At 42.8% G+C, this 13,264-nt stretch carries 7 protein-coding genes; 4 read left to right on the top strand and 3 right to left on the bottom strand.

The features are described from left to right. Positions 1 to 18: 18 nt before the first annotated feature. A complete protein-coding gene (locus FXZ76_RS02170) occupies positions 19 to 1,254 on the bottom strand; it encodes an aminotransferase class I/II-fold pyridoxal phosphate-dependent enzyme (RefSeq protein WP_079535489.1) in 1,236 nt (411 codons plus the stop codon). A gap of 140 nt (positions 1,255 to 1,394) precedes the next feature. Here FXZ76_RS02170 and FXZ76_RS02175 point away from each other — a divergent pair, with 140 nt between their 5' ends. The 4 genes from FXZ76_RS02175 to FXZ76_RS02190 all read left to right on the top strand — a co-directional run bounded on the left by FXZ76_RS02175 (position 1,395) and on the right by FXZ76_RS02190 (position 10,369). After that, the gene (locus FXZ76_RS02175; protein WP_079535490.1) at positions 1,395 to 2,990 is read left to right on the top strand and encodes a sodium/proline symporter; all 1,596 of its coding nucleotides are present in this window, start codon (positions 1,395 to 1,397) and stop codon (positions 2,988 to 2,990) included. A 35-nt stretch (positions 2,991 to 3,025) separates the two neighbouring features. After that, positions 3,026 to 3,718 carry a 5'-methylthioadenosine/adenosylhomocysteine nucleosidase gene (locus FXZ76_RS02180; RefSeq protein ID WP_079535492.1) on the top strand — a complete coding sequence of 231 codons (693 nt, stop codon included), beginning with the start codon at positions 3,026 to 3,028 and terminating at the stop codon, positions 3,716 to 3,718. A 424-nt stretch (positions 3,719 to 4,142) separates the two neighbouring features. After that, on the top strand, positions 4,143 to 4,988 hold the full coding sequence (locus FXZ76_RS02185) for a vWA domain-containing protein (protein WP_079535493.1): 846 nt from the start codon (positions 4,143 to 4,145) through the stop codon (positions 4,986 to 4,988). 98 nt (positions 4,989 to 5,086) lie between these two features. Next, positions 5,087 to 10,369, top strand: a complete 5,283-nt coding sequence (locus FXZ76_RS02190) for a Spy0128 family protein (RefSeq protein ID WP_079535495.1) — start codon at positions 5,087 to 5,089, stop codon at positions 10,367 to 10,369. A gap of 204 nt (positions 10,370 to 10,573) precedes the next feature. Here the strand turns inward: FXZ76_RS02190 and thrC are convergent, their stop codons facing one another. Beyond that, positions 10,574 to 12,046 (bottom strand): threonine synthase, encoded by a 1,473-nt coding sequence (gene thrC / locus FXZ76_RS02195; RefSeq protein ID WP_079535496.1) that lies wholly within the window; start codon positions 12,044 to 12,046, stop codon positions 10,574 to 10,576. Positions 12,047 to 12,071: 25 nt separating this feature from the next. Beyond that, positions 12,072 to 13,178, bottom strand: a complete 1,107-nt coding sequence (locus tag FXZ76_RS02200; RefSeq protein WP_079535497.1) for a C40 family peptidase — start codon at positions 13,176 to 13,178, stop codon at positions 12,072 to 12,074. Between the last annotated feature and the right edge of the window lie 86 nt (positions 13,179 to 13,264).

Consider the following 13,264-nt stretch of genomic DNA (forward strand, 5'->3'; position numbering starts at 1 on the left):
CTAGAGTAGGCTTAAAACCTATGCGGCATTTTCACTTTCTTCTGCCGCCATTTTTGTTGCCACGACAAGCACACGCATAGCTTGGCGCAACTCTTCGACTATTGGCATTGAAGGCGCAATTCTAATGTTTTGGTCATAGGGGTCGTTGCAGAACGGATATGTTGATCCTGCTTCTGTGAACTTAACGCCAAGCTCTTCGGCAATTTCTACAACACGTTTTGCTGTGCCTGGTTTGCAATTGAAACTCACGAAGTAGCCACCTTTAGGGTTAGTCCAGCTTGCATAATCAACATCGCCTAGACCTTCCTGGAGAACTTCTTGAACTGTTTCGAACTTCGGTCTTAATTCCACGGCATGCTTCTGCATGTGTTCAAGCACACCTTTTTTGTTTTTCAAAAAAGTGGCGTGTCTCATTTGGTTAATTTTGTCGCTTCCAATCATCTGTGCGAACAAGTGTTCTTTTGCTTCGCGAATGTTTTGTTCACTTGATGCGAAAGCTGCAATTGCCGAACCAGGGAATGTGACCTTTGACAGCGAAGCAAATTTAAAATATCTGTCGGGGTTTCCTGCCTCGCGACAACATTTCCCAATGTCTAACACGTGGTCTTGGTTTTCTGTTTCGTCATATAGATGATGAACAGCATATGCGTTATCCCAAAAGATAGTAAAATCAGGCGCAGCAACTTTCATGTTTGCTAAACGGCGAACAGTCTCATCAGAAAAAGTAATTCCCGTTGGGTTTTGATATTGTGGAACTACCCAAATGCCCTTGATGCTTGGGTCTTCAGCCACAAGTTTTTCAACTGTGTCCATGTCAGGTCCTGTTTCGAGCAACTTGACAGTAATCATGTCGATGTTAAAGGCCTCACAAATTGTGAAATGACGATCATAGCCAGGGGATGGACATAAAAACTTCACATGGTTTAGTTTTTGCCATGGGACATTTCCGCGAACACCATATTGAATTGCTCTTTGTACGCTCTCGTACATTAATTGCAAACTTGAACTGCCAACTACAAGTGTGTTTTGAGCGTCTTCTTCGAGAATCTCGCCCATGAGTTGTCGAGCTTCTGTAATGCCTGGAATCAAGCCATAATTTCTAACATCTACGCCATCGATTCCAGTGTATGAAAAATCGATGTTGAGCAAGCGCTCTGACAAAGCAAGCTGTCTTGCGCTTGGTCTGCCACGTGTCATGTCAATGTTTAAATTTAGTGCTTTTAATTCGTCGTACTCTTTTTGAAGCTCATCCATACTTACCTCAATCCTTTTTTATGTGCGAAGCAGTTGCCCTAATATCTCTGTTTTAACTGCTAAAATAAACGTTTGTGCGTTACTAAAACTTTATAACTAACTTATTATATACCGCCTAAATTGCGGTCATCGGGAGAGAAATGTTCACATCTGACTTTTGGATGCTTTTTGCCATCCTTGCCTATTTTATTGTCGTTTTAACTATTGGTTTTGTTTACGCTAAACGCGCAAATTCATCGACCGATGAATACTTTTTGGGTGGCAGAAAAGTTGGTCCGTGGCTCACAGCCCTTTCGGCAGAAGCATCTGACATGTCAGGTTATTTGCTCATGGGAATTCCTGGTCTTGCCTATTTCACGGGTCTGGCCGATGCTGGCTGGACAATCATTGGTTTGGCCGTTGGAACTTGGGCAAACTGGCATTTTGTTGCAAAAAGATTGCGCAAATATTCTGTGAAGGCGAGTGACGCAATCACATTGCCTGATTTTTATGCACGTCGCGTTCATGATGATAAAAACGTTGTTTCAACTATAGCTGCCTTAATTATTTTGTTGTTCTTTTGTGTGTATGTTGGAAGCTGTTTTGTCACGTGTGGAAAGCTCTTTCACACACTTTTTGGTCTCGACTATATGACCATGATGGCCCTCGGCGCAATCATCGTTTTCCTCTACACTTTGGTTGGTGGCTATTTGAGTGTTGTTGCGACCGACTTTGTCCAAGGATGTCTCATGTTTTTTGCTCTTGCTGTCGTTGTTGTGGGTTCTATTACACTTGGAGCTGGAGTTGATCATGTTGCGACTTTCCTCTCTGACATTCCTGGTTATTTAACACTTGCAGCTAGCGCCGTTCCAACCCTTGGCGCAGACGGCAACCAGCTCATCGAAAATGGGAGCCCCGTGTTTGGTGTTCCTACAGAAATGTCGGTGCTCACCATAGTTTCCTATCTTGCTTGGGGCCTTGGATATTTTGGAATGCCTCATGTCCTCGTTCGCTTCATGGGAATTCGTGATGCGGAAGAAGTTCGCAAAAGCAAATACATCGCAGTTGTTTGGGTGGTCGTAAGCATGATTTGCGCAATTTCTATTGGTCTAATTGGCAGGGCTGTGATTCCTACTGAGTTCTTAACTAATTCCGTAGCTGAAAATGTGTTTATTGTTTTAGCAAAAATGCTCTTGCCTGGCTTTATGTGTGGCGTTGTAGTTTCGGGCATTTTGGCGGCTTCAATGTCGTCAGCTTCAAGCTATCTTTTGATTTCTGGTTCATCGGTTGCAGAAGACATTTTTCGCGGTGTGTTCAAAAAAGACGCAACTGACAATCAAGTCATGGTCGTCTCTCGCATCGTATTGATTTGTGTGTTCTTGCTTGGAATATTAATCGCATCTGACGAAAACTCTGTCATTTTTAAGGTAGTTTCGTTTGCATGGGCTGGACTCGGCGCATCTTTTGGTCCTCTCACCCTTTGTAGTCTTTATTGGAAGCGATTAAATAAACAAGGTGCGATAGCAGGTATGCTTGCGGGAGGAATTTCAGTTATCGTTTGGAAATATCTCCTGTCTCCTTTGGGGGGAGTTTTTGGAATCTATGAACTGTTACCTTGCTTCTTGATTGCACTTGCAGCGATTATTATTGTTTCGTTGTTGACCCCTGAACCCGATGAAACAATCTGCTATGAGTTTGATCACTACATGGACGAGGAACCTAAGCTAAAGCAAGAAACGATTTATGACGTTGCTTAATAATTTTGCTTTTTAAATTAGAGATTGGCATTTAAATGATTGACTGCAAAAAGCTTGGAATTATTGGAGCCCTCGACGAAGAGGTTCAGACAGTCATTAATTCTTGCAACATTAAATGCACTGAAAATGCTTTGGGAACTTGCTTTTATGAAGGAAGTTTGGGAGACGCAAACGTTGTTGTTGTGCGATGTGGAGTGGGAAAAGTTAACTCTGCAATCGCAGCACAGCGCTTGATTGATGTTTGTGGCTGCGATGCAATCATAAACATTGGAGTAGCAGGCTCAATCAATAACACTGTTAGAAAAAACCATGTTGTTCTTTCTACTGAATTGCTTGAACATGACATGGACGCCCTTGAGGGTGCTGGCATTATTCCAAGAATGGATTCTTCTGTTTTTGTCTCCGACGATTGTTTGTTGGAAGAGGCTAGGGCAGCTTGCGAAAAAGTTGTCGCCCCAGGGTGCTTTCATTTGGGAAAGATTGTTTCGGGCGATCAATTTATCAATTCTAGCGAGAAAAAGAAGTGGCTTGAATCTACTTTCGGTGCACTTTGCGCAGAAATGGAAGGGGCCGCTATTGCGCACACTTGCACTTTAAATAATGTCCCGTTTCTGATCATGCGCTCGATTAGTGATCTCGCAGATGAAGATGCTGCAGATTCTTTTGAAGAAATGAAGGAAGAGGCAATCGACTACACATCATCTGTTCTCCTTGAAATGATCAAATAGCATTTCTTGACGTTTTTGTTCAAAGCTCGGTTTTAATCCTAGTGCCCTAGCACATGTCTTAGATTTTAAAGGGGCACTTTTGGTGCTATATATATCTCAATTCGATAATATTTTTTCTATGGCCATCCTCAGTTTATTTGTGTGTACGATTAAATAAATTTTTTATATTTTGTGGATTACCGCTTGCACTAATACTAGAGGTTGTTGTCTTTATTACATTCTCCAGATGATAAAATAAAGTTGGTTTAATGTTAAAGGTGGTAAATACGCTACATATAAGTCGCAGATTATTGTCTGCAGCGAATTAATGTGTGCGTTTATTGGTGGAACAGATTGAGGTAATTACAGGCCAATAATTTAATATCGTTCACTTTTGGGATAGAGTTTTTTCCGTCCTCTTGTGAACATCAAGGAGGGATTGACTATGAGAAGTAAATTCGCACTAGTTATTTCTGTTTTGTTCACGCTGTTGCTTGTTCCATCGTTTGCCTTTGCTGACGTGGAAGGGTTTGTAGCCAGAGCTACTGGCGAGAAAACAATAGTTTCTGACCCCGACACAACAAGAAACTGGCAGGCCGAAGCAGGGTTCAGCAGCACCTTGAATTTGGGTCGAATATGGACCGACAAAACAGTTTCCTCTGAAGATATTACTTTTTCCATTGACTCAGGTGACGCTTCCTTTACCGTGCCAAAAGGCGATTCCGATTTTCTAACCGTTTTATCTGCCATTTCTTCGGCGTCTAACACTAAAACAACGATAACCAAACCTCTTGATATTGTTCTGGTTCTTGACGTTTCTGGATCTATGGACGATTCATTTGGTGGTCAGACGAAATTGCAGGCCTTAAAGACAGCTGTGAATTCATTTTTAGACTCTATTGAAGCAGAAAATGCTAACATCGCCGATGCGAGCATGAAGCACAAAGTGTCAATTGTGAAATTTGCAGGAAAATCTAGCGACAATGTTGGAGATGACTCCTACAAAGACGGTGCATATTGGTACAATTATTCACAAATAGTAAAGAATTTGACTTTGTGTGAAGGCTCCGACAAGGAGATGCTGACGAATAGTATCAATGGTCTTCATGCAGCAGGAGCGACTTCTGCAGATTATGGTCTAAAACATGCTTCACGAGCATTGACAGACTCTTCGTCGGCGCGTGAGAATGCTAAAAAAGTTGCGGTTTTTTTACAGACGGTGATCCAAATCACAACAATGGTTTTGATAACACTGTCGCTAGCGATTCTATCAAAGAAGCTAAGAGTTTAAAAGATGCCGATACTCAGGTTTTTTCTATTGGAATTTTTAACGGCGCTAGCCCTGAGGCTGATCCAACTTACGCATCAACTTCTAGGAGCAACAAATTCATGCATGCTGTTTCAAGCAATTATCCAAACGCATCATACACTAGCCAATGGTACGGCTGGACATGGGATTTTGGACCTCGTGCGGCTGATTCAAACTTTTATCTGGCGGCTGACGACGCGCAAGGTTTAAAGAAAATTTTTGAAGACATAGCCTCAACCATCAGCCAAGGCTCTGGTTTTCCAACAGAAACCACGGATGGTTATGAACAAACTTCTGGCTATATTACATTTGAAGATCAACTTGGTGATTATTTAAAGGTTGATGGTTTTAAAACAGTTATTTTTGGGGATAGAGTATTTGAAAATCCAACAAAAACAACTAGTGGAAACATCGACACCTACACATTCTCTGGGAGTGTGGATACTCCAATTTATCCGAAAGGCGACATAAAAAACATCCGTATCACTGTGACGCGTTCTGAAGAAGCTAATGTTGGAGACAAAGTTCAAGTTAAAGTTCCTGCGGCGCTCATCCCTGTTCGTTATTTCAACATCAATAAACACCACAGGCGACAGTCGTTTAATGAAACCCATCCTATTCGCATGATCTTTGGGTCTAGTGTGAAAGCTGAGGCAATTGATAGCCTCGCCAAACCCGATGAGAAGCTTGCTACTTATATTGCCGGCCATTCAGACGATGCTGGAAATGTAGAATTCTTTGCAAACAAATGGAGCGGGGACCCAGCCCTAGGCGACGCATCGTCCACTTTTAATCCTGCAAAATCCAATTCTTACTATTACTTCACGGAAGATACCCCCATTTATTCTGATGAGGTGTGCGCGATTCCAGCAACACAACTTGAGGAAGGAAAATCCTATTATTACCGGCACAGCTATTGCGTTATGGTTGATGGCAAAAAAGTCGACATGGTGCAGGTCTTTTCATTCCCTGGTGATCTAGCCGCTCAGTTAACAGGGTCTGTAGCAAGTGACTCCCAAGGCAATCTTTATTTAGTAAAAGGCACTTCCCGACACGTCTATATAAACGAGCTTCATTCTACTAAGACTGAAAATGTAACGAAGACTGCGACAGATGTCTTAAATCCAAAATGGGTGGAGTCATCCTATGCTGCTGCTTCTACAATCGTTGGCTATTTGGGGAACAACGGCAAAGTGACAGTTGAGAATCCTGGCGCGCTTTCGATTTCAAAGACTGTTGAAGTGGCAGATGGTTATAACCTTGAACAATATATTTCTAAAGACTTTACATTTGAGATTTCAATTCCAAGTTTGGCAGCTGCTGACGGTGCTAAGTTAAAAGCGCAAGTTAAGGATGCAAATGGCGAGCCTGTTGGTGATGAGTTTTTATTGCAATTTGACACCAGTGGTAAAGCGACCCACACTATACAACATGGAGAAACACTGTTTATTTATGGGATATCTGCAGGCTCTGCCTACACGGTGACTGAAAAGGAAGTGCCAGGCTTCACGACTGTTGCTGCTGGTGACACTGGAACAATTGAAGCTGCCAAAACTTCAGTTGCAACATTTACAAACACCTATTCTGCAACAGGAAAGCTTGATGGTGCAGCTTCGCTGAAAGGTGATAAAGTCTTAACTGGCAGAGACTGGAATGACACCGATGCTTTTGTGTTCAAGATTGCAGCATCAAGCCCACAGGATGCTCCTTTGCCAGATGCGACTGAAGTTGCGCTCAGCAATTTGACTGGAACGAAAGCAGGATGGAGTGTCCCGTTTAATTTCGGCGATATCACCTACACAAAGCCTGGAACATATGTTTATGACATTTGGGAGGACGAAGACGCTTCAACCATCAATAAAGGTGTCTCTGCATCAAAGGCAGAATACAAGGCCACAGTGACTGTAACCGATGCAGGCGCTGGTACCCTCACAACATCTTGTGCAATAGTCCATCGCACAGATGATTCAGGCAACAATGTAGACGGTGCACAGGCTCAAGACGTGGCAAGTTTTGTGAACGTGTTTAGGGCCGACGCGCAAAAGTGGTCGCCTGTTGGAATTAAGAATTATGAAGACAAAACACAAAGCTTGCCGCTCGTTGAAGGCATGTTCAACTTTAGGCTAGTTCCACTTGATGGTGCACCAGGTCAGGAAAGTGTAAAAACGACCGATGGTGTGTTGCCAATCACATTCGATGAAGTTGAATTTACACATGATGACATTTCTCACACCTACACCTATTCAGTAAATGAAGTTATAAATGTTGATGGCACTTGGAAAAATGTGAGTGAGTTGTCTGGCGGCGCTTCAACATTTGTAAAAGACGGAATTACATATGATGCTAGCGAATGGATTGTTAGCGTTGAGGTAACGCTTGATGGCGAGGTGATTTCTCTTAATACCAGCTATTCCAAAGATGGTCAAGTTGTTGTAGGGGCAACGCAGTTCTCATTCTTTAACTCCTATGCATCTGACCCAGGAGAATATGACACAGCACAGGCAGGCCTTAACAAAGTTATTACTGGACGTGATTGGATAGACGCCGATAGTTTCACTTTCGATTTGGAAAAAGTGTCATTTAATGGAGACACCGACGATGCTGCACTTGCAAAGATACCTGATCCCGATGGAGACAATCCTGTTTCTGTTGCAAGTTCGACCGCAAAAGAAAATGAATCTGTTGGCTTTAACTTCGGTAAGTTTACGTTTACTGAAAAAGGAACTTATGTCTACAAAGTCACGGAGCGTCCTGACACTGCAGGAACGGGTTTTGGATATGACTCCCATGAGGCAACAATTGTTGTCGATGTGGTTGACAACGGAAAAGGCAAGCTAATTGCCACAGCAGTTGTGACAGGAACCACTTTCACTAATCACTTCACTGCAGACCTTGATTATTCAGCTGCCGGCGACATGAACATTACGAAAGTGCTGAATGGCCACAACATGTTGGCTAATCAGTTTGAATTTGTTGTGACGCCTGATGCTGACTCTGCTGAAAAACTTGCATTGACATCTAATAGTGTGTCTGTGCCTGCTGCTGATGATGGTCAGATAGTTACCATGGCATCAGTTCTAAAGGCACTTCGTGGCGGTGATAACCTCGTCTTCACACGTCATGACGAAGGCAAGACGTTTAAATTCAGGATCGTTGAAAATCCAACCAGCCTTCCTGGATATAAATGTGATGAGACAAAGTGGGATGTGAGCATTTCAATATCTGTTGAAAATGCCAAGGTTGTGGCTACGACAACAATAACTGGTAAAGGGGATGCTCAGACATTTGTCTATACAGCGGGTGAGGAAACACAAAACAAAGCAACTGTTACTTTTGAAAATAACTATGATGCTAACGGCTCACTTGCAATAACAGCCATGAAAGAACTCACAGGCCGCCCACTTGTGGAAAATGAATTTGAGTTTGCGCTTCATTATAAAGACGAAACTCCCGTGTCAGGGCAAATCGTTAAAAATGATGCGCAAGGAAACATCGACTTTGGGCAGATTAACTACAGCGTTGCAATGTTAAAAGACCTTGTTGATGCTGGCAGGGCGACTGTCCTCGTTGGAGATGATGGGAACAAAACTTTCTACATTGACTATGTTGCAAAAGAGACGACAACCGATCTTCCTGGTGGGGTGAGTGCTGTTAAAGACAACATACCATTCACTGTCGTTGTTGCAGATCAAGGCAATGGAAAACTTGAAGCGACAGCTCGAGTTGGAAATGATGGTTTCGTGTTTAAAAATGTCTATAGCACAGGAGAGCCTGTTTCAGTTGATTTGGTGGGCAAGAAGGTGCTTGAATTTGATGAGGGTTTGAAGCCACCATGCATTGAAGGCAAATTCACGTTTACCATCACTTCTGATGATAAAAATGCGCCAATGCCAAAAGATTTGCAAGGAAATCCGCTGCTTTCAACAATAAATGATGCAAACGGCAATGTGGATTTTGGAACGATAACATTTTCTCTTGATGATTTGAACAGAGCACTTGGATTGCAACAAGCAGACATAACTTCGATTCAAAACTCTGATGACAAGGCAGCAGTTCAAACACAGTCTCTTGAAGAAGATGGCGCGACTAGTCAGCTGGTCTCAACTGCTTTTGCCTCCGGGGAACGTGATGACAATGCGGAAACAACTAAGCTAACTGATAAACTCGGTTCAACTCTAAACAATGATGCGCGAGAAGGCTTGGATGGTGAGCAACTTGCTGTAGATGGAAAATCGGTTTCGGCGAAAGTTAGTGACGCTAACGAAGGGGTGCTTGCTGCAAACGCCGATGAGAACTCCCAGATCCAAAAAGGAGTTGTCCGCACTCACACATTTGTATACAAAATCACTGAATATGGTGACATAGCTGGCATAACAAATGATGCTGATAATCCAAAGATTGTTAAGTTTAAACTCACCGATGATGGGCAGGGTCACTTTACTGTAGAGCGTGAACCTCTAACAGACTTTGCGTTTAATTTTGTTAACAAATATAGCGTAGATCCTCTCTCAACTAGCGTGACTGACCAACTCTCAATTTCCAAAGTGCTCACAGGACGCGGTTTAATTGCAAATGAGTTCACGTTCTTACTACTTGAAAATGACAATGTTGTTGCAACAGGCATAAACGACGCCAATGGAAATGTTACATTCAGCTCGATTACCTATGACAAGCCTGGTGTGCACACCTATTATCTGCTTGAGCAAGACGGAGGCACTTCTCATGATGGCGTCCAATTCGACAACACCATATATCAAGTAAAGACGGTCATTACAGATAATGGAGATGGAACACTCAGCGCAGAACACTCTTTTGTCGGCAGTGATGCACCGGCCGTCTCTTTCGCTAATAAATATGAAGCAAAACCTGTGGGCGTTAAGTTTTCTGCAGCAAAAGAGCTTAAAGGCGCAGAATTAAAGGACGGCGACTTCACGTTTATTGTTAGTGATTCTGAAGGCAAAGAGGTTGCACGAACCCACAACATTGCATCTGGTCAAGTTGTTTTCCCTGAAATAGAATTTGCCAACAAAGGAGTTTACAACTTCACAATTACTGAGTTAAACGACGGCAGAGCAGGATATACCTATGATGAACACGCCTACTCAGTAACCGTTACGGTCACAGATGATTTAAAAGGACACCTGCTGGCTGATGTGGCATACGATGGAAGCACGGCTCCAGTGTTCAAAAACGTCTTTACGCCAGCTCCGCCGTTAGCTCCGAGTGTGATTGCTAAAACTGGTGATCAGTTAGGAGCATTGGTAATTGCGATAGTAATAATAGCTATCACTGCTGGTGCCTTTAGTTTATTCGGCTACAGGAAACACAAGGCGAATGATAGACTTTCTAAAAGGCGCCATTAAACTTCAAAAGCAAGCTCGAAGAATGGCTTTTGCAAGACGTTGAGTTGATTAGCTAAGACGTAGTGATGCAAAAAAAGAGCCGCAGTAAAAATCTGCGGCTCTAATTTATTTTTTAAAATGTGGAACTGCTTCAGTCCATTAAACAAACTCACTTGGTTTTTTTAAAGCTTAATGAAAATCAGTTCTTTGCTTTTTTTGATCCCTTTAGAGGTTTGCTAGTTTGTCTATTGCTGCTCTCACAGTATCGCGCATTTCTTCTTTCGCTATTACTTTGTTATGCAGGATTTCCGCGTCTTTAAGGCATGCAAGGGCTGCAGGGCATGCATCTTTGTTAATCGATTGCAGTCTGCTCAGCGCCTCCCATTCATCATCGATGTCTTCCCCGAGTGCGCTCATTACAGCTTGTGGGAATTTGTAGGGTGAAGCAGTTGATAGCGTAATCACAGTTTTTCCTGCATCGGCATATTCTTTTGCGACTGCATATGACACGGCACTGTGTGTGTCTAACACATAGCCAGTCTCTTTGTAAACATTGGCTATCGTTTGTTTTGTTGCTTCTTCGTTGGTTGATCCGCTTAAGAAAAGGTTTGTGATTGCTTCTTTAGTTACGCCGTCGATTGTATATTCTCCATTCTCTTTTAGCTCTTGCATCCATCCTGCCACTTTTTCAGTGTTTCTATCGGTTGCATAATAGAGCAAACGCTCAAGGTTTGAAGAAACAAGAATATCCATCGACGGTGAAATCGTTTTGTAGAACTCACGATTAGCATCATATGTTCCAGTTTTAATAAATTCATCGAGAACATCGTTTTTGTTGCTTGCCACAATGAATTTGTCTACAGGCAATCCCATGAGATGTGCATAGTATCCTGCTAAAACGTCGCCAAAGTTTCCTGTTGGCACGCTGTAAATCACTTTGTCTCCAGCTTTTATGTCGCCATTTTTAACAAGTGTTGCATATGAACTGAAGTAATAGATGATTTGTGGCATTAAACGACCGATGTTAATTGAGTTTGCGCTTGATAGCTCGACGCCCTTTGATTTTGCATAATCGTTTAGCTCTTCATCTACGAATAGCTGTTTAACTCCGCGCTGTGCATCGTCAAAATTTCCTTTAACAGCAAACACGTCAACGTTATTGCCCTTTTGAGTCGCCATTTGCATGTGTTGAACGGCAGAAACGCCATTATGTGGATAGTAGACGCAAATGCCTGTGCTATCAACGTCAGCAAAGCCATTCATTGCGGCTTTCCCCGTGTCACCTGATGTCGCAGTTAAAATGAGAGCTTTTTTCCCCGCATTGGCAAGCGATTTGCTCATGAGTTGCGGAAGCATCGTTAGTGCCACGTCTTTAAACGCACTTGTTGGGCCATGATAAAGTTCAAGGACAAATATGTTGCCAACTTTTTTAACTGGGGCAAGCTCGCTGTTGTCAAATGTGTTTGTGTAGGCACCCTTTATGCACTCGTCAATTTCTTCTGCTGAGAAATCATCAAGCAACTTGCTAAAAATCAGCTTTGCAATTTCGTTGTAGTCAAGATTAACAAAGTCCTCTACATTAATCTTGATTTCTTCCAAATTAGGCATAACAAAAAGACCACCGTCATCTGCGAGACCTTTTAGGATTGCGTGTTTTGCGGTGGCCGTTATTGTTTCACAACGTGTTGAATTGTACATTGTTCCTCTTATTGTGATTTAAAAATTATGGTCGGACGTAGATGAAGTCACCACCCATCCACGATGTTGATGTTATAACTACGCCTGCTTGTGGATTGGCTGCATGAATAATTTGTCCGCCACCCAAATAGATTGCTACATGTCCACCATTCACGCAGAGGTCACCTGCTTGTGGGTTTGACACTTGAGGATATCCCATGAATGTGTATGTTGTTGCCCAGCGTGAATAGGAACCTGTCAGACAATATCCAACAAAGCCAGAGCAGTCAAATGCATCAGGCCCATATGCGCCCCAGACATATGGTTTGCCAAGTTGCGAATATGCTCTTCCGAGAACGGAACCCGGGTCGACGTTGTTCGATGGCTCATAGCTTGTTCCACCACCGTTATTGTTGGTGTTTCCTCCACCGTTATTGTTGGTGTTTCCTCCAGCGTTCGCAGGTGTTTGTGCTTCAGTGAAGTTTTGTGCATCGCGAGCAGCGTTCAATTCTTCTTGTGCATCTGCGCTCAAGCCGTCATAAATGGACTGTTGAGAAGTGACAAGCTCCTGTGCTTTTTGATATGTTTCAGCGGCTTCGGCCTCTTTGTCTTCTGCAACTTTTTTCTGTTCTTCTAGTGTTGCTTTCTGTTCGCCAATCTCTTGGCGCAATGCCTTGCTTTCAGAAATTAGCTCAGCGTCTTTTTGGTTTAGGCTTTCGAGCAATCCCCAATTTGTCGCAAATTCAGTAAAAGTGGTTGAACCCAAAATTAAATCAAGCATTGAAGACGAACCCGATCGATACATGCTTTTAACACGAGGAGCGAGCTTTTCTTGCACCTCTTTCATTTTTTGATTGCATTCGTCAATTCTTCCTTGAGCTTCGTCAACTTTTTGCTGTGCATTTTGTTTGTCGATTACCGCCTGGTTGTAGACATTTTCTGCTTCACCCATTTGCGCTTCAAGTGTGTTGAGCTTCGTGAGTGCTTCTTGCGCTTGCTCTTGTGCGCTTGGCTCTGCATATGCGACTGTTTCGTTGCCGAAAAGTGATGTTGAAATTGAAACTGGAACAGAGAGACCTGCTGCTAGTAGAAAACTTGCGCTAACAGCGCCTACTTTCTTAAATATATTTGTCTCGCTTGTTTGTGACTTCAAGTTTTAACCTCCGTGTCAATTCTTTAGTGAATTTCCAACAGTTCGCTAAATTATAGCACGAGCCCATCTTTGGGCTTAAAGGTGAC

Origin of the sequence: Phoenicibacter congonensis (assembly GCF_902386915.1) — a bacterium.
In the GTDB taxonomy this organism is placed as follows: Bacteria; Actinomycetota; Coriobacteriia; order Coriobacteriales; family Eggerthellaceae; genus Phoenicibacter; species Phoenicibacter congonensis.

Excerpts from the sequence above, each read along its gene's own strand:
- FXZ76_RS02180 (WP_079535492.1), top strand. The coding sequence starts at position 3,026 with ATGATTGACTGCAAAAAGCTTGGAATTATTGGAGCCCTCGACGAAGAG.
- FXZ76_RS02175 (WP_079535490.1), top strand. The coding sequence starts at position 1,395 with ATGTTCACATCTGACTTTTGGATGCTTTTTGCCATCCTTGCCTATTTT.
- thrC (WP_079535496.1), bottom strand. The coding sequence starts at position 12,046 with ATGTACAATTCAACACGTTGTGAAACAATAACGGCCACCGCAAAACAC.
- FXZ76_RS02185 (WP_079535493.1), top strand. The coding sequence starts at position 4,143 with ATGAGAAGTAAATTCGCACTAGTTATTTCTGTTTTGTTCACGCTGTTG.
- FXZ76_RS02170 (WP_079535489.1), bottom strand. The coding sequence starts at position 1,254 with ATGGATGAGCTTCAAAAAGAGTACGACGAATTAAAAGCACTAAATTTA.
- FXZ76_RS02190 (WP_079535495.1), top strand. The coding sequence starts at position 5,087 with ATGCATGCTGTTTCAAGCAATTATCCAAACGCATCATACACTAGCCAA.